The organism is Amycolatopsis sp. NBRC 101858, from assembly GCF_030269325.1.
Classification (GTDB): domain Bacteria; phylum Actinomycetota; class Actinomycetes; order Mycobacteriales; family Pseudonocardiaceae; genus Amycolatopsis; species Amycolatopsis ponsaeliensis.
Map to the genome: position 1 here is coordinate 112,804 of NZ_BSTD01000006.1, position 17,062 is coordinate 129,865.

The window sequence follows — 17,062 nt, forward strand, 5'->3', positions numbered from 1 at the left end:
CACTGTCCGCCACCGCGAACACCGTGTGACAAAAAGTTACCGCTTGTGGAGATTCGTTCACTCGTTCAGCCGGTAGACACCCCGTGACACACGTGATGGCGTGGCATCGGTCGCGGGCGAGGGGTACCCGGTGTTGCTTCATGATCCCCTGGCACCACGGCTGAACTGGCCTGACTTGCGCGTGAAGAGGTGGAGTGTGCCTGAGTCCGGTGCCGCGCCAGGACTGCTGGACGTGGCGCGCCGGTGGGCGGCGACGTTGGCCGACACCAAAGGAGTAACACTTCCCCTGGAAGAGCTGGAGCCGCTGCTGCTGGAGATCGCGCACGACGCGGTCGACCACGCCGGCTCCGGGCACGGTGGTGCCCTGCACCGGTTCACGGCGCTCTACGCCGCTTCGCCGATGGGGATCGCGCTGGCCGACCCGGACGGCGAGATCGTGGAGGCCAACCTCGCGCTCGGCCAGCTGCTCGGCTGCTCGCCGAACCTGCTGCGCGGACGTCACCTCACCGACCTCGGCTCGACCGACCACGACGTCTCGCGGCTCAAGGCAGGACTCGAGCAGGTGCGCGGCGGACGTGAGCGCTACCAGGAGCGGATGCTGCTCGACCACACCGAAGACGGGCAGCTCTGGACCGACGTGACCCTCGCCCGGCTGCCCGGCGACCGGCCGGGCTCGGTCTACCCGGTGCTGATGGTGTCCGACGCGAACGAGCTGCACCTGCTGCAGGAGCGGCTGCTGCACCAGAACGTGCACGACCCGCTGACCGGGCTGCCCAACGCGTCGTCGTTCACCACGAAGCTCGAAGCGGCGCTCGGCGCCGGCGCGCGCGACGACATCGGGTTGATCTACCTCGACGTCGACGGCTTCAAGGTGGTCAACGACGGCCTCGGGGCCGGTGTCGGGGACCAGGTGCTGCGCGGGGTCGCGGGCAAGCTCTCGGCGGTGTTCACGGGCCACCACGACGGGTTCGTCGCGCGGCTGTCCGGTGACGGCTTCGCGGTGCTGCTGCGGGGCGAGCTGGCCGCCACCGAGGTCGTCGAACTCGTCGAACGCGCGCTGGAGGACCTCAACGAGCCGATCTACCTGGGCGGGCACGGCATCGGCGTGAGCGCGAGCGCTGGCATCGTGGTGCGCGCGGCGGTCGAGGGTGGCGCGGCGGAGCTGCTGCGGGCGGCGGAGATCGCGCTGCACCGGGCCAAGGAGGCCGGCAAGGCGCAGTGGATGCTGTTCGACCCCGAGCTGGACGCCCGCGACCGCGGCCGCTACCAGCTGGGCGCGGTGATCGCCGGGGCGCTGGAGAACGGCGAGTTCTCGCTCGTCTACCAGCCGACGGTGAAGCTCGCCGATCCCGACCGCCTCGCCGCGGTCAACGCGGGCCTGCGCTGGAACCACCCGGAGAAGGGCGAGCTCGGCTCGGACGAGTTCTACCCGCTGGCCCAGACCACGGGCATGACGGTGCCGCTGGGCCGCTGGCTCCTGGCCGAGTCCCTGGCGGCGACGGCCCGCTGGCGGTCGCGCTTCGGGGCGGCGGCGCCGGACGTGTGCGTCCAGCTGCCGACGAGGCTGGCGAGCGACCCGGACCTGGTGATGCTGGTCAAGGAGCAGCTGGACAAGCACGAGCTGCCGCCCAACGCGCTCCGGCTGTGCACCGACCGCGCCTCGGTCCTCGACCCGCGCGGCGAGGTGCTGGACTCGTTCGCGGTGCTGGCCGACCTGGGGACGCAGCTGGTGCTGACCATCACGGGCTCGGCGGACCTGGAGCTGATCCCCCAGCGCCGGCTGCCGGTCCACCACGTGATCCTCTCGGGCGCGGTGATCGACGCGCTGGACTCCGACTCGCCGCCGGAGCCGGCGCTGCGGCACCTGACGCAGCTGGTCACGCGGGCCCGCGAGCTGAAGCTCCGGGTGGGGGCGGAGGGCGTCCGGACGCACGAGCAGGCGGCGCGGCTGCGTCAGCTGGGCGTGCTGGCGGCCCGGGGCCCGTTCGTGACGGACTCGGCCACCGGCGACGAGGTCGACGAGCTCATCGCCCGCCACCCCGCCCGCTGACCGGGCGCGCGGGGAAACACCAAGCCGGTTCCTCGGTGGCTCCGAAGACCCGGCAGGATGGGTTCTGCCGCCGACGAGAAGGGACCTCCATGGACGCCGGAGACCTCGCCCCCGATTTCACGCTGCCCGACGACCAGGGCGCCGACCGCACGCTGTCGGACTTCCTGGCCACCGGCCCGGTGGTGCTGTTCTTCTACCCCGCCGCGATGACCGGCGGCTGCACGGCCGAGAGCTGCCACTTCCGCGACCTGGCCGCCGAGTTCGCCGAGCTCGGCGCGCACCGGATCGGCATCAGCCCGGACGGCGTCACCAAGCAGCGGCAGTTTTCCGAGGCCAACGGCTTCGACTACCCCCTGCTGTCCGATGTGGAGGGTGAGGTCGCCAAGCAGTTCGGCGTCTGGCGGAAGCTGCTGCCGCTGCACGCCAAGCGCGCGACGTTCGTGATCGGCGAGGACCGGAAGATCCTCGAGAAGATCAAGAGTGAGCTGAACTTCACGGTCCACGCCGACCAGGCGCTCAAGGTGCTGCGGGAGCGGAACAAGGTTTCCTGAGCCGCCCGGGTGGCGCCGCGGTCAGCGGCGCCACCCGCGGGGCGGCCAGACCGGCGGCCGGCGCACACCGGCCGTCGGCCACCCTCGCGGCCGGTCCCGCCGACGCCGCCCGCCGCCGTGCCACCGGATCGCGTACTCGTGCGCGTCCGCGCGGTTCCCGCGTTTCCCGGCCCGGTTCGTGAAGTCACGCCGCTCGCACAACCACCGGTGGCTCGGCTCGGCTCCGCGCGGGAAAGCGAGCATCTGCATCACGGCTTTTCCTTCCGCCACACGTGGTTCGTCCCGGCGCAGGCCGGGGCGAGCGGCTTTTCGACCGGTTCCTCGCGCACCTTCGTGAAGCCGAGGCGCGCGGGCACCGCTCCACTTCGGACGTTCCGCTCGTCGTGCTTGATCTCGACGTAGCCGGCACCGAGCCGGAACGCCTCCGCCGTCAGCAGCGAAACCGCACGCGTCATCAAGCCACGGCCGACGAAGTCCCGTGCGAGCCAATAGCCGATCTCGACGCCGCCCTCGCGCGCCATCACACCGATGCCGCCCGCGACGGTGTCGCCGACGCGGATCGCGAAGTCGTGCGTTTCCCCGGTCTCCCAGTTCTTCCGGGTGCGCTCCAGGAACTCGGCGCCGTCTTCGGCGCTGTAGCCGTCGGTCGCCCAGATCATCCAGGCCCCGATGTGGTCGAGGGACCCGGCGACCGTCGCGGTGAGCTCCGGGGCATCGGCGAACGTCCAGCGGGTCAGGGTGAAGTCGTCTGCGCCGTAGGTCTCCTTCACGGCCGCTCCTTCCGCCACACCTGCTTGACGCCGGAACACATCGGGGGAAGGTCGCCGGAGTCCTCGGGTTCCTTGCGCACCACCGAAAACCCGAGGCGCGCCGGAACGGCTCCGCTGCGGACGTTCGCCTCGTCGTGCCGGATCTCGACGTACTCCGCGCCACGGCGGAAGGCGTCGTCGGCCACCAGCGTCACCGCGCGGGTGATCAGGCCGCGGCCGGTGAAAGCCCGCGCGAGCCAGTAGCCGATCTCGACGCCGCCATCGCGGGTCATCGCGCCGACGGCACCGACGAGTGAGCCGTCCACCCGGATCGCCCACTCGTACGCCCGGCCGGTCTCCCAGTTTTCCCGCGTCAAGCGCAAGAAGGCCGCGGCGTCCTCGTCCGTGTAGCCTCCCGCGGCCCAGGGCACCCAGTCGGCCAGGTGCGCGCCGGACCCCGAAACCGCTGCCTGGACCGCGCCGGCGTCGGCGAACGTCCAGCGGGTCAGCGAAAACTCGTCACGGGCAAAAGTCTCGGCCGGGGTCTCCATGGGTTCCATGGTGCCCCGGCCGAGCCGTGCGGCGCTCCCGAATTAATTGGTGATGACGCTGTCCGGGATCTCCGTGTCGTTCTTCAGTGCGTCGAACAGCTGCTTCGACTTGGTCTTGTCCCAGTTCTCCGCGGATCCGCTGGTGACCGGGACGGTCGTGGTCACCACGCCGCCCGAGGAGATCCCGCGCATCGCGATCGCCAGGCCGGCCAGGTTGTGCACGTGGTCGCCCGAGTCCATCGTCAGCGCGTCCGGCCCGGAGCCCAGCAGCGGGAAGAAGTGGAACGGGTTGAGCAGCGTGCCGGGGCTGGCGATCTGGCTGACCAGCGCGCCGATGAACTTGCGCTGGTTGGCGACGCGGTCGAGGTCCGAGCGCGGCGTCGCGTCGCTGTGGCGCATCCGGACGAAGCCCAGCGCCGAGCGGCCGTCGAGCGTCTGGGGGCAGCCCGCCTTGATGCTGATCCCGGTGACCGTGTCGTTCATGTCCTTGTCGATGCACATGTCGACGCCGCCGATCGCGTCGACGATCTTGGCGAACCCGCCGAAGCCGATCTCCGCGTAGTGGTCGATGTGCAGGCCGGTGGCCCCTTCGACGGTCTGCGCGAGCAGCTTCGGCCCGCCGAGCGAGAACGCCGCGTTGATCTTGTTCTTGCCGTGGCCGGGAATCGTCACCTGCGAGTCGCGCGGCAGTGACAGCAGCGTCGGCTTCGTGGAGTTGTCCGGGATGTGCGCGACCATGATCGTGTCGGTGCGCTGCCCGCCGCCGGCCGCCGCGACGTCGCCGGTGGCCAAGCGCTCCTCGTCCTCGGCCGTGAGCCCCTCGCGGCTGTCCGAGCCGACGATCAGCCAGTTGGTGCCGGACGCGGCGACCGGGCGGCCGGAGTAGTCGGCGAGCGCGTCGACGCGCTTGATGGAGAACTCCAGGTAGACCCAGATGCCGGCGAGGAAGACGACGAACACCAGCACCAGCGTCAGCAGGATCTTGCCGAAGCTCCAGCGACGCCGGCGCGGCGGCCGGGACGGCGGGTAGTCGTCGTCCACCGGGCGCCGGGGCGGGTCCTGGCGCGGCGGGGGCGGCGCGTACTGCCGCTCGTCCTCGCGGGTGCCCATCGGGCGGGTGCGCTCGTCGTACGGGCTCTGGCCGCGCCCGGGCAGCGGCATCATCTGCGCGCGCTGGTGGTCGCGGGAGCGCCCGCCGGGCCGGGGCGGCGGCATCCGGCGCCCGCCGTCGTCGCCACGGTACGTCATCACCATCACCCAATCCCGATTCGGACAAACGTGTCGCCGTCAGTAGACCGCACGTCCTCGAAAGGAGGACGTGCGGCACCGGGTAGGGGTTGGCCGCCGGCGGTTACTTGCCGGTCGCCTCGTAGCCGAACTGGTGGACCTTGAGGTACCCGGAGCGGAACCCGGCCTCGGAATAGGCCAGGTAGAACTCCCACATCCGGCGGAAGACGTCGTCGAACCCGAACCCGGCGATGTCGGTCCAGCGGTGCAGGAACCGTTCGCGCCACAACCGTAGCGTGCTCGCGTAGTCCTGGCCGAACTCGCGCATCCCGGCCAGCTTGAGCCGGGTGTTCGCGACCAGGCCGTCCTCGATCGAGCGGACCGACGGGATGATGCCGCCGGGGAAGATGTACTTGTGGATCCAGGTGTAGGCGCGCGAGGCGGCCAGCATCCGGTCGTGGTCCATGGTGATGGCCTGCAGGCCGAACCGCCCGCCGGGGCGCAGCCGCTCGCCGATCGTGGCGTAGAACGTCGGCCAGTAGGACGCGCCGACGGCCTCGATCATCTCGACGCTGACCACGGCGTCGTACTGCCCGCTCGACTCGCGGTAGTCGCACAGTTTCACTTCGACGCGGTCGGAGAACCCGGCCGCGGCGATCCGCTCGGTGGCCAGCGCCCGCTGTTCCTCCGAAATGGTCAGCGACGTCACCTGGGCGCCGCGGGCCGCGGCGCGGATGGCGAGTTCACCCCATCCGGTGCCGATTTCGAGCACCTCGCTGCCCGCGCGGACGCCGGCGTAGTCCAGCACGCTGTCGATCTTGCGGTGCTGGGCGGCGGTGAGGTCCTCGCCGGGGCCGAACAGCGCCGAGGAGTACATCATCGACTCGTCGAGGAAGGCGCCGAACAGGTCGTTGGACAGGTCGTAGTGCCGGTGGATGTTGGCCCGCGCGCCCTCGAGGGTGTTCTCCTCCTGCGGCGGCTGCGTGCGCTCGGCGATCCGCCGGAACTTCTGCAGCACCGGCGGCACGAGCGTGGCCATCCGCTCGGCGAACGGCGTCAGCACCTCGGCCAGGTCGGACGCCGTCCAGTCACCGGCCATGTAGGACTCGCCGAAGCCGATCTTGGCGTCGACACCGAGGCGGTGGAAGAACGCTTCCGGGCGCAAAATGCGCATTTCGGGCGATTCCGGCCCGCCGGCGCCGAGCACGGTGCCGTCGGGGAACGTCACCCGCACGTCGAGCGGGCGGACCGCACGGCGGAACAGCGAGGCGGCGATCCGAGCGCGCAGCGCGGACCGCGGCGGGCTCGCCAGCCCCGGCCAGCGGGACTCGTCGGGAATGTCCTGGGCGCGGTCAACACTCGACGTGGTCACGGTTCTCCCTCCGGCCGGCCTGGTACGCCGGTGATCGATCCTAGTCGCCGCACCCCCGCGGCGCGTTTCGCTGTATGCCCTGTTCGGGGCGGTGCTACACGGGTATTCGGAGCCGCTCGGGCCCCGGCGCGGCCCACGCGCCGCGCAACTCGTCGGCGGGGTCCCCGGCGAGCACTTCCAGTGTGAAAGCAATCGTCAGCCGGGTCCACACGGACGACCGGCGGAGCATCGCGTGCCCCTCGTTGGCGATCTCGAACCGGGCGACGCGGGCGGCGACGCCCTCGGCGCGTTCGGCGAAGGCGTGCGACTCCACCGGGCTGGTCATCCGGTCGCGGGTGCCGTGCACGATGAGCACCGAACGCCCGGCGACGGCGTCCACCGGCTCGCGCCGCGGCGTCCACGGCGCCAGCGCGCAGACCCCGCGCACCGCCGGGTCGTCGGCCACGCGCAGCGCCACCCGGGCACCCATGGAGTGCCCGACCAGCACCACCGGCAGGCCGGGGTGGTCGGCGCGGATGCGCTCGAGAGCCCAGCGGGCGTCGTCGAGGGGGTCCATGGCGGGGGCGTTCCAGCCGTAGCGGCGGTTGCGCAGCAGCCGCACCTCGACGCCGTCCCGGCGGCCGGCCCGGTGCAGGGCACGCGCGATCGGGACCATCCGGAGGAAGGCCAGCTTCCAGGGTGGCACGCTGCCCGTGCCGTGCTCGGCACCGCCGTGCAGCACGAGCACGACCGCTTCGGTCCGCCCCCGTGCCCGCCACACGGACACCGCCGGTTCCGCTTCGCTCACCCGTGTCCTCCTGTCGGCCCCGCATCCGGGTCAACCGCGCCCGCCCACCGGGCTATTCCACCGCGTACCACCATCTTCGCGGTAGATTCGGCGCCCGGTCCCCTACGGAAGGGTGGGTGTGGTGAGCGCCACGGACATCTCGGGCAGCGTCGCGAAGCAACTGGCGGACGTCGAGCAGGCCAACGCCGAGGCGGTGCGCGAAGCGGCGGATCTGGTGCTGGGGGTGATCCGAGCCGACGCACTGGTCTATACCGCCGGCGCCGGGCACTCGCTGGCGGCCGTCGCCGAGACGTTCTACCGGGCCGGCGGCCTGGCCTGTGTGTACCCGCTGTACCACCCGGACCTGCTCCCGCTGCACGGCGCGGTGAGCAGCACGAAGACCGAGCGGCGCACCGGCCTGGCCGCCGAGGTGCTGGCCGGGCGCGCGCCGGGGCCGGACGACGTGCTGGTGGTGTTCTCGACGTCCGGGTCGAACCCGTACCCGGTCGAGCTGTGCATCGAGGCACGCGAGCGCGGGGCGGCGGTCATCGCGATCACGTCCCGGGCGTGCGTGGCGGCGGCGCCGAAGCGGTCGTCGAGCAACCTCGTCGAGCAGGGCACGGTCGTGCTGGACTCGCTGGTCATCCCCGGCGACGCGAGCTACCCGCCGGACGCGCCGCGCACCGCGCCGCTGTCCACTGTGGTCAACGCGTTCCTGTGGAACCTCGTGCTCGCGCAGGTCTACGACCGCGGGACGGCCGAAGGCCTCGACGTCCCGCTGTGGCGCAGCTCCAATGTGGAAGGCGGCGACGAGGCGAACGCGGCGCTGCTGGAGAAGTACGGCGCGATCGTGCCGCGGCTGAAGTAGTTCGTGGAAAAGCACCGGCCGGGCACGCCTTGACGGGCGTGCCCGGCCCCCTTAGCGTCGACATACCGACTGGTCGGTGTGGACCGGTCGCTCCCCGAGGAGGTCCGGTGGACGGTGCCACGGTGACGGTGCAGGGCGAGTGCGCTCCCGGGTTCGAGCCGGTGCGCGAAGCCTTCGAAGCGAACTTCCGCGAGCGCGGCGAGCTGGGCGCGGCGTTCACGGCCCTCCGCCACGGCGAAGTCGTGGTGGACCTGTGGGGCGGCTGGGCCGACCCGGACCACGCGCGTCCGTGGCAGGCGGACACCCTGGCCAACGTCTGGTCGACGACCAAGGGCATGACCGCGATCTGCGCGCACCGGCTTGCCGACGCCGGCGAGCTGGACGTCGACGCGCCGGTCGCGAAGTACTGGCCCGAGTTCGCCGCCGCGGGCAAGGGCGAGGTCCCGGTCCGGTGGCTGCTCTCGCACCGCTCCGGCGTGCCGGGGATCGGCATCGAGCGGCCGGTGGCGGTCGAGGAGCTGTACGACTGGGATCTGATGACGTCGCTGTACGCGGCCCAGGAACCGTTGTACGAGCCGGGTTCCGCGGGCGGGTACCACGCGCTGGCGTACGGCTGGCTCGTCGGCGAGGTCGTCCGGCGGATCGCCGGGCAGGGCATCCGCGAGTTCTTCGCCGAGCAGGTCGCCGAGCCCCTCGGCGCGGACTTCTCGATCGGCCTTTCTTCGGAAACGGACTTGGACCGCTGCGCCACCCTCGTCGATCCGGTGATGAGCGAGGAGATGGCGAACGCGCTGGCCACGGCGTTCGCCGCGGCCGGTCCCGTCGCGCAGGCGGCGTTGACCAACCCGCGGCTGGCCGGCCACCACGCGAACGAACCGGCCTTCCGCCACGCCGTCATGCCGGCCCTGAACGGCCACGGCACGGCCCGCGCGATCGCGACGATCTACGGCGGCCTCGTCGACGGGACGCTCCTGTCCCCCGCGGGCCTCGCCCGGGCGCGGGAGAGCCAGGGCAAGGAGGTCGACGCGGTGCTCGGCCTGCCCAACGAGTGGGGCCTCGGCTTCTACCTCGGCAGCGACGCCCGCGGCTTCGGCCCCAACCCCACGGCCTTCGGCCACGACGGCCTCGGCGGCTCCACCGGCGGCGCCGACCCGGAGAACGGCATCGCCTTCGGCTACACCCTCAACCAGCTGGGCCCCCTGATCCGCGACGACCCCCGCAAGATGGCCCTGGTCCAAGCCCTCTACAAGTCCCTCCCGACCACGTAACCGCGTACCCAGAGGGTCGGCTCGCGTACTCGGAGGGTCGGCTCGCGTACCCAGACGGTCGGTTCGTGAGCCGACCCTCCAGGTACGCGAGCCGACTCCCTGGGTACGCGAGCCGACCCTCCAGGTCACGCCACGGCGGGTTCTTCTTCTGCGAACTGGGTTGCGTGGAGGGTTGCGTAGCGGCCGTTGGCGGCCAGGAGTTGCTCGTGCGTGCCGCGCTCGACGATTTCGCCGTGCTCCAGGACCAGGATCTGGTCGGCCGCGCGGACCGTCGACAACCGGTGCGCGATGACCAGGGCCGTGCGACCGGCCAGCGCGTGGGTCAGGGCTTCGCCCACCGCCGCCTCGGACTCGGAGTCCAGGTGCGCGGTCGCCTCGTCCAGGATGACGACCTTGGGCTGCGCCAGCAGCAGCCGCGCGATCGTCAGCCGCTGACGCTCGCCGCCGGAGAGGCGGTAGCCGCGCTCCCCCACCGTCGTGTCGAGACCGTCCGGCAGGGAACGCACCAGCTCACCGAGCCGGGCCCGCTCCAGCGCCGCCCAGATCTCGTCGTCCGTGACGCCCGGCCGCGCGTAGGCCAGGTTCGCGCGGATCGTCTCGTGGAAGAGGTGCCCGTCCTGGGTCACGACGCCGACGGTCTCCCGCAGCGAAGCGAAAGTCAGGTCCCGGACGTCCACATCGGACAGCCGCACCGACCCGGAGTCGACGTCGTAGAGCCGCGGCAGCAGCGACGCGATCGTCGACTTCCCCGCGCCCGAAGACCCGACCAGGGCGACCATCTGCCCCGGCTCGGCGCGGAACGAGATCCCGTGCAGCACCTCGTCCCCGCCGCGGTGGTCGAGCGTCGCGACGTCCTCCAGCGACGCCAGCGAGTACCGATCCGCCGCGGGGTAACCGAAGCGGACGTCGGAGAACTCGACGGCGACACCGTCGGAAGACGCCGGCAATGCCCGCGCGGACGGCTTCTCCTCGATCATCGGCTTCAGGTCGAGGACCTCGAAGACCCGCTCGAACGACACCAGCGCCGTCATGACGTCGACGCGGACGTTGGCCAGCGCGGTCAGCGGCGCGTAAAGCCGGGTGAGCAGCAGCGCGAGCGCGACGACGGTGCCCGGCGCGAGCTTGCCGGTCAGCGCGAGGTACCCGCCGAGGCCGTAGACGAGCGCCTGCGCCAGCGCCGAAACCAGGGTCAGGCTGGTCATGAACCAGCGGGTCAGCATCGCGGTCCGCACGCCGATGTCGCGCACGCGCCCCGCGCGCAGCCCGAAGTCGTCCGCTTCCTGGACCGGACGGCCGAAGAGCTTCACCAGCGTCGCGCCCGGCGCGGAAAACCGCTCGGTCATCTGCGTGGTCATGCCGGCGTTGAGGTTCGCGGCTTCGCGCTGCAGCCCGGCCATCCGGCGGCCGAGCCGGCGCGCGGGCAGCACGAAGATCGGCAGCAGCACCAGCGCGAGCAGCGTGACCTGCCACGACAGCGTCAGCATGACGGCCAGCGAAAGCGCCAGCTGGATCGTGTTGGTGACGAGGCCGGACAGCGTCGCGGTGAACGTCCGCTGCGCGCCGATGACGTCGTTGTTCAGGCGGGAAACCAGTGCACCGGTGCGGGTGCGCGTGAAGAACGCGATCGGCATCCGCTGCACGTGCTCGAACACCGCGCGCCGCAGGTCGTAGATGATGCCTTCGCCGATGCGCGCCGACTGCCAGCGCTCGATCAGGCCGAACCCGGCGTCGGCGACCGCGAGCAGGGCGATGACGACCGCGAGCCAGACGACCAGCGGCAGGTCACCGCCGCCGACGATCGCGTCGACCACCTTGCCCGCCAGCACGGGTGTCGACACGGCCAGCACCGCCGAGACGACGGTCAGCACGAGGAAGGCGACCAGCCGCCGCCAGTGCGGGCGGGCGAACCGCGCGACGCGTTTCAGCGTGCCGCGGCTCAGCCCTTTCGGGACGTCGTTGGCGCGCATCGCCGAGCTCAGCAGCGCCCAGGTGTTGTCCATGGGAAACCCCCAGTGTCAAAACCTCTACCATAGCTGAGGTTTTCTCCGGATATGACCTGGACAACGCCACCGCCGTCCGTTTGCTTCCCGCCGCCGTTCACTCCCCGCGAACAACGCGGTGCAGTGCGGCGCGCAGCCGTTCCGCGTCATCCTCACCGAGGCGCTCCAGCAGCCGCGACTCGGCCTGCCGCGTGGCGTCCTCGCCCGCCGCGCGAACCCGTTCGCCTTCGGCGGTCAGGGTCACCAGGCGCTTGCGGCGGTCGCCGGGCGCGACCTCGCGCCGGACCAGGTCCTTGTCCTCCAGCTCGTCGACCAGCGCGACCATCGTCGTCCGGTCGATGCCGAGCCGCGCGGCGCCCTCCTGCTGCGACAGCGCCGGGCCGTCGCCGAACAACGTGAGCAGCGCGAGCTGCCGGCCGGTGACCCCGAGCGGCGCGTACAGCGGCTCGGCCAGCTCGGCGAGCCGCAGCTGGGCGTGCTTGAGCAGGTAGCCGAGCCGTCGGGTGACAGCGAGGTCGCTGGACATGGGGAGAACTCTACACTTAAGCTGATCGTCAGTCTTACTGATGATTTGTCACGCTGATAATCAGGAGAGCATCATGGTCACGATCGGAATCAAGCCACCCCAGCAGCACGTCGGCATAGCGGCGCTCCGCGAGATCTGGGCCATCGCCGACGACGCCGGCTTCGACGGCTGCTGGGTCTTCGACCACCTGGCCCCGATGGGTCCGGACCGCACCGGCGACGTCTTCGACGGCTGGACGCTCCTCGCGGCGATGGCCGAGGCGACGAAGCACGTGCGCATCGGATGCCTGGTGTCGGGCGCCACCAACCGCCACCCGGGCACGTTCGCGAAGATCGCGGCGACGGTCGACCACCTCTCCGGCGGCCGGCTCGACGTCGGCCTCGGCGCCGGCGGCGACGCGGTCACCGACGCGATGATGGGCACGCCGACGCCGTCACCGGTCGAACGCGTCGAAAGGCTGGCGGAGACCTGCGAAATCCTCAGTCTGCTGTGGACCCGGCCGGTCACCGACTACCCGGGCACCCACTACACGTTGACCGGCGCGCGCAGCGACCCGAAGCCGCGGCAGCCGAAACCGCCGCTGTGGCTGGGCAGCAGCGGCGAGAAGCTCGGCCTTCGGGTCGTCGCCCAGCACGCCGACGTGTGGCTGAACGCGGCGCTGCCGGGCACGGAAGTCACCGAGCTGCAACGGCTTTCGCGGGTACTGGACGAGCACTGCGCGGCGGTGGGCCGCGACCCGGCGACGGTCCGCCGCGCGGCGCAGTTCCGGCTGCCGTCCGATGCGGACAGTGCCGTGCGGCTCGCGCGCAGTCACGTCGAGGCGGGGTTCACCGAGCTGGTCCTCATGCCGACCGGCCGTGACGACGTTGTCACGGCTTCGGAGGCGGCCGCGAAGCTGCTCCCCCGCCTGCGGGAACTCGGCTGAAGCGGGCGTCGGGGCCGTCGGTAGCCTGGCGAGGTGGAAACGGAGGTGGGCCGGGCGCCCGCATGGCGGCGCGCGGCACGGCTCTTCACGGCCCCCGCGGCCACGCTCGACCAGGCTCCGCTCCGGTGGGACCTCGGCTTCTACCTGGCCTGCCTGGCCTTCGCCCTGCCGACCGCGCTCAAGTCCGAGTTCTACGGCTACCGCGTCTGGGGCAACTTCGCGACCGTCGCCTACGCTCTCGGCGCGCTGCACAGCGGGTGGCTGCTGCTGTCCGCACGAACCGGGCGTACGCCACGCGGCGCACTCGGCTCGCGCTGGTGCGGGATCGCCGCCGTCGCCCTGTTGGCAATGATCCTTCCGTTGCTGCTCCTGGTGATCCGCCGACTGACCGGAGTGGACTGGCTGATCACGCCGTTCTCGTGGGCCGCGCAGCCCGAGGTCTGGGTGATCGAGCGGTCCGCGGATCTGCTGCTGCACCACGGAACCCCGTACGTCGACGTCACCGCGCTCGGCCGGGCGCCGGAAGTCAACGACTACACCCCGTACGGCCCGGTCATGGCCGTCTTCGGGCTGCCGCGCGCACTCTTCGGCGGCACCCCGCTGGGCAACGCCCTCACCGATGCCCGCTGGATGTTCGCCCTGGCCGCCTGCGCCTGCGTGCTGGGCACGCTGAAGCTGCTGAAGTGGCCCCGGGTCCCGGTCGGCGCCGCCCAGCTCGCGCTGGCCTGCCCGCTCACCGCGCTCACCTGGGCCGTCGCCGGGCCGGACCTGGCGATCGTCGGGCTGCTGGTGCTCTCCTGCGCACTCGCCGCCACCGGGCGGGCCGCCTGGGCGGGCCTGGTGCTGGCTTTGGTCGTCAGCGCGAAGCTCATCGTCGCGCCCGCCGCCGCGGTCCTGGTCGTGTTCGTGCTGGTTCGCCGCAAAACCGGGCTCGACTGGCCGGCCGTGGGCCGCTTCGGGTCAGCGCTGGTGGCCACCACGGCCGCGCTGCACCTGCCCGTGTACCTCGTGGACCCGGCGGCGTTCGTGGAGCACGTCTTCCGCTTTCCCCTCGGGATGGGCGCCGTGCGATCGCCCGCGGCGAGCCCGCTGCCGGGCCACCTGATCGCCGAAACCGGCCCGGTGGGCCAGGTCGCGGCGTTCGTGCTCGTCGGCGCCGCGGCCGTGGCGATGATCGTCTGGCTGGTGCGCCGGCCCCCCGCGAACGGCTCCGGCGCACTGCTGCGCATCGCCGTCGGACTCGGCGCGTTGATCCTGCTCACCCCGGCCACCCGCTACGGCTACCTGGTGTACCCGCTGGTCCTGCTCGGAGCCCACCTGACGTTCCGCGTGGCCGAAGCTTCCACTGCGCGCCCCCCGCGCAGCAGTTCGTGACTACTTCTTCTTGACTCGCGTGGCCCCGCCGCGCCCCCGCAACTGGACCCCGGACTCCGACAGCACGCGGTGGACGAACCCGTAGGAACGCCCCGTCGACTCCGCGAGCGCCCGGATGCTCGAGCCCTTCTCGTATTTCTTCTTCAGGTCAGCGGCCAGCTTGTCGCGCGTGTTGCCGGTGATCCGCGCGCCTTTCTTGAGATCAGCCACGTCGATCGCCTTCCCGCCGAGAGTGTTCTGGGCCACATATTGACCCCTGCCGGGGCAATGATCGAACACTGAGCGCCGGAATGCCAGACGACAGACGTAAAACAGCCGAAACTGCGATCACATTGGGCCATTCCAGTGCTCGGCCACAGCGATCTTGCACCCGAATGGACGCAGAGAGTCACGCAAGCTGGACAAGTTCCAGATAGTCCGCCGACCAGTGGTCCTCGGTGCCGTCGGGCAGCAGGATGACCCGCTCGGGCTCCAGCGCCTCCACGGCGCCGGGGTCGTGCGTGACCAGGACGACGGCACCGGCGAAGCTCCGCAAAGCGTCCAGGACCTGGGCGCGGCTGGCCGGGTCCAGGTTGTTCGTCGGCTCGTCGAGGAGCAAGACGTTGGCAGCGCTGGAGACCAGGCCGGCGAGCGCGAGCCGGGTCTTCTCGCCGCCGGAAAGGGTGCCGGCGGGCTGGTCGAGTTGTTCGCCGGTGAAGAGGAACGAGCCGAGCAGGTTCCGCAACTCCTGAGCACCGGTGTCCGGTGAGAGATGTCGGATGTTTTCCCACACCGACGCATCATGATCAAGAGTTTCGTGTTCCTGTGCGTAATAGCCCAAACGCATTCCGTGACCCGGCACGATCTCACCGGTGTCCGGAGTTTCCATTCCGCCGAGGAGGCGGAGCAAAGTGGTCTTTCCCGCACCGTTCAGCCCGAGTACGACGACCTTCGAACCGCGGTCGATCGCGAGATCGACCCCGGTGAAGATTTCCAGTGAGCCGTACGACTTCGAGAGGCCCTCGGCGGTGAGCGGGGTCCGGCCGCACGGCGCGGGCTCCGGGAACTTGATCCGGGCGACCTTGTCGGCCACCCGGGTCTCGTCGAGCGCCGAGAGCATCTGCTCGGCGCGGCGGGCCATGTTCTTGGCCGCCACGGCCTTCGTCGCCTTCGCGCCGAGCTTCGCGGCCTGCTGTTGCAGCGCAGACGCCTTCTTCTCGGCGTTGGCGCGCTCACGGCGGCGGCGCTTCTCGTCGGTCGCGCGCGCGTCGAGGTAGCGCTGCCAGCCCATGTTGTAGAGGTCGAGCTCGCCGCGCGTGGCGTCGAGGAACCAGACCTTGTTGACGACGTCGGCCAGCAGCTCGACGTCGTGGCTGATCACGACCAGGCCGCCGTCGTGCTGCTTGAGGAACCCGCGCAGCCAGTTGATGGAGTCGGCGTCGAGGTGGTTGGTCGGCTCGTCGAGCAGCAGGATCGTCTCGGACTTGCCGCCGGCGCCGGCTTCGGCCGCGGCGAACAGGATGCGCGCCAGCTCGACGCGCCGGCGCTGACCGCCGGAGAGCGTCTGCAGCGTCTGCGCGAGGATCCGGTCGGCCAGGCCGAGGTTCGAGCAGATCCGCGCCGCTTCGCTCTCCGCGGCGTACCCGCCGAGCGACGAGAAGCGCTCTTCGAGCCGCGCGTAGCGGTTGATGGCCTTGTCGCGCGCGGCGTCGTCGACGAGCTCGGCCATGGTGGCCTGCGCCTTCTCCATGTCGCGCATCAGCTTGTCGAGGCCCCGCGCGGAAAGCACGCGGTCCTTCGCGGTGACCGAAAGATCACCTTCGCGCGGGTCCTGCGGCAGGTAGCCGAGCTCGCCGGTGCGGCGGACGTCGCCCGCGTGCGGCTCGCCTTCGCCGGCGAGGACCTTCAGCGAGGTGGTCTTGCCCGCGCCGTTGCGGCCGACGAGGCCGATCCGGTCGCCGGACTGGATGCGGATGGTCGCGCCGTCGAGCAGGATGCGCGAACCCGCGCGCAGCTCAAGGCCGGTGGCCGTGATCAAGGGAAACTCCCGTGGAAGGGGGTGAATGGAGGACAGCGTCGAGCGGCCGGTCGGTGGTGACCGGCGCCGGCGTCACTCCAGCTGGATATCCACGGAGACCAGTGTACGGGCCGCGGTCCACCGGATTTTCCGGACGTGTGCGGTCTCACCCGTCGTGCAGCGTGACCTGCACCGACAGCGCCCGCACGGCGGCCTCTTCCAGCACGGCCCGGCTCGGCTCGCCGACCTCCAGCACGCGCGGCTCGGCCCGGGCGAACAGCGGGGCCAGCCGGCGGTTCCGGGCCAGGGCGCCCAGGGCCCGCCGGTCCCCGCCGAGCACCACGGCGTCCACTTCGGACAGCCGGGGCAGGAGCACTTCGAAGATGTCCTTCGCGGCGTCCTCGAGCGCGTGGCGCGCCTGGCCCGCGCGACGCCGGGCGAAGCGCTGCTGCGACCAGCCGCCCGCGGCGGAGCGGCCCTGCACGAGGTGCCGGTCGGTGCGCGAGAGCTCGACCCGGCCCCCGCGCGCGATGCCGAGGCTGTGCCCGCCCAGCCGCACCAGCACCAGCGCGATCCGCCGCGGCACCAGCGCGTGGGCCAGGAGCGCGTCGACGACCAGGCCCTCGAACGTCCCGGGCGGTGCTTCGAGCGGTCCGAAAGGGACGGTCGCGGTCGCGGCGGCCCCGTCGACGGCGACCACGCGCACCGCGCGCTCCGCGACCTCGGTCGTCTCGGCTCCTTCGTGACGGGCGCAGAAGCGGTCGAACCAGCCCGCCAGCCGGTCGGGCGGCACCTCCACCGCGCGGCCGCCGCCCGCGACCTGCCGGGGCTTCGCCATG

16 protein-coding genes are annotated in these 17,062 nt (G+C 71.6%); 6 read left to right on the top strand and 10 right to left on the bottom strand.

The window, feature by feature from the left end; all coding sequences use genetic code 11:
• The first annotated feature begins 232 nt into the window (after positions 1-232).
• Both QSK39_RS39635 and QSK39_RS39640 read left to right on the top strand, forming a co-directional pair.
• Positions 233-2,050 carry a putative bifunctional diguanylate cyclase/phosphodiesterase gene (locus QSK39_RS39635; protein WP_285483614.1) on the top strand — a complete coding sequence of 606 codons (1,818 nt, stop codon included), beginning with the start codon at positions 233-235 and terminating at the stop codon, positions 2,048-2,050.
• An 89-nt stretch (positions 2,051-2,139) separates the two neighbouring features.
• Positions 2,140-2,601, top strand: a complete 462-nt coding sequence (locus QSK39_RS39640) for a peroxiredoxin (protein ID WP_284747160.1) — start codon at positions 2,140-2,142, stop codon at positions 2,599-2,601.
• A gap of 248 nt (positions 2,602-2,849) precedes the next feature.
• Here QSK39_RS39640 and QSK39_RS39645 read toward each other — a convergent pair whose 3' ends face one another.
• The 5 genes from QSK39_RS39645 to QSK39_RS39665 form a co-directional block, all read right to left on the bottom strand.
• Positions 2,850-3,371 (bottom strand): GNAT family N-acetyltransferase, encoded by a 522-nt coding sequence (locus QSK39_RS39645; RefSeq protein ID WP_285482973.1) that lies wholly within the window; start codon positions 3,369-3,371, stop codon positions 2,850-2,852.
• Positions 3,368-3,901 (bottom strand): GNAT family N-acetyltransferase, encoded by a 534-nt coding sequence (locus QSK39_RS39650; protein ID WP_285482974.1) that lies wholly within the window; start codon positions 3,899-3,901, stop codon positions 3,368-3,370. The genes QSK39_RS39645 and QSK39_RS39650 overlap by 4 nt, the downstream gene beginning before the upstream one ends.
• Positions 3,902-3,943: 42 nt before the next feature.
• On the bottom strand, positions 3,944-5,155 hold the full coding sequence (locus QSK39_RS39655; protein WP_285482975.1) for an LCP family protein: 1,212 nt from the start codon (positions 5,153-5,155) through the stop codon (positions 3,944-3,946).
• A 97-nt stretch (positions 5,156-5,252) separates the two neighbouring features.
• Positions 5,253-6,500: an SAM-dependent methyltransferase gene (locus QSK39_RS39660; RefSeq protein ID WP_285482976.1), complete on the bottom strand. Its 1,248-nt coding sequence runs from the start codon at positions 6,498-6,500 to the stop codon at positions 5,253-5,255.
• A gap of 94 nt (positions 6,501-6,594) precedes the next feature.
• Complete coding sequence (locus QSK39_RS39665) at positions 6,595-7,287, bottom strand: alpha/beta hydrolase (RefSeq protein ID WP_285482977.1); 693 nt, start codon at positions 7,285-7,287, stop codon at positions 6,595-6,597.
• Between the two features lie 118 nt (positions 7,288-7,405).
• On the opposite strand from QSK39_RS39665, the gene QSK39_RS39670 reads away from it, so the two are divergent.
• Together QSK39_RS39670 and QSK39_RS39675 are read left to right on the top strand one after the other, a co-directional pair.
• Complete coding sequence (locus tag QSK39_RS39670; RefSeq protein ID WP_285482978.1) at positions 7,406-8,134, top strand: SIS domain-containing protein; 729 nt, start codon at positions 7,406-7,408, stop codon at positions 8,132-8,134.
• 107 nt (positions 8,135-8,241) lie between these two features.
• A complete protein-coding gene (locus QSK39_RS39675; protein WP_285482979.1) occupies positions 8,242-9,402 on the top strand; it encodes a serine hydrolase domain-containing protein in 1,161 nt (386 codons plus the stop codon).
• A 125-nt stretch (positions 9,403-9,527) separates the two neighbouring features.
• Here QSK39_RS39675 and QSK39_RS39680 read toward each other — a convergent pair whose 3' ends face one another.
• Both QSK39_RS39680 and QSK39_RS39685 read right to left on the bottom strand, forming a co-directional pair.
• The gene (locus QSK39_RS39680) at positions 9,528-11,402 is read right to left on the bottom strand and encodes an ABC transporter ATP-binding protein (RefSeq protein WP_285482980.1); all 1,875 of its coding nucleotides are present in this window, start codon (positions 11,400-11,402) and stop codon (positions 9,528-9,530) included.
• A 97-nt stretch (positions 11,403-11,499) separates the two neighbouring features.
• Positions 11,500-11,928 carry a MarR family winged helix-turn-helix transcriptional regulator gene (locus tag QSK39_RS39685; protein ID WP_285482981.1) on the bottom strand — a complete coding sequence of 143 codons (429 nt, stop codon included), beginning with the start codon at positions 11,926-11,928 and terminating at the stop codon, positions 11,500-11,502.
• A gap of 73 nt (positions 11,929-12,001) precedes the next feature.
• Here QSK39_RS39685 and QSK39_RS39690 point away from each other — a divergent pair, with 73 nt between their 5' ends.
• Positions 12,002-12,853 (top strand): LLM class flavin-dependent oxidoreductase, encoded by an 852-nt coding sequence (locus QSK39_RS39690; protein ID WP_285482982.1) that lies wholly within the window; start codon positions 12,002-12,004, stop codon positions 12,851-12,853.
• A gap of 144 nt (positions 12,854-12,997) precedes the next feature.
• A complete protein-coding gene (locus QSK39_RS39695; RefSeq protein WP_285483615.1) occupies positions 12,998-14,227 on the top strand; it encodes a glycosyltransferase 87 family protein in 1,230 nt (409 codons plus the stop codon).
• Here the strand turns inward: QSK39_RS39695 and QSK39_RS39700 are convergent, their stop codons facing one another.
• From QSK39_RS39700 to QSK39_RS39710, 3 genes are all read right to left on the bottom strand, one after another.
• Positions 14,228-14,437: a helix-turn-helix domain-containing protein gene (locus tag QSK39_RS39700; protein ID WP_003071237.1), complete on the bottom strand. Its 210-nt coding sequence runs from the start codon at positions 14,435-14,437 to the stop codon at positions 14,228-14,230.
• Positions 14,438-14,615: 178 nt separating this feature from the next.
• Positions 14,616-16,244: an ABC-F family ATP-binding cassette domain-containing protein gene (locus tag QSK39_RS39705; RefSeq protein ID WP_285482983.1), complete on the bottom strand. Its 1,629-nt coding sequence runs from the start codon at positions 16,242-16,244 to the stop codon at positions 14,616-14,618.
• A 145-nt stretch (positions 16,245-16,389) separates the two neighbouring features.
• Positions 16,390-17,061 (bottom strand): acVLRF1 family peptidyl-tRNA hydrolase, encoded by a 672-nt coding sequence (locus QSK39_RS39710; RefSeq protein WP_285482984.1) that lies wholly within the window; start codon positions 17,059-17,061, stop codon positions 16,390-16,392.
• Between the last annotated feature and the right edge of the window lies 1 nt (position 17,062).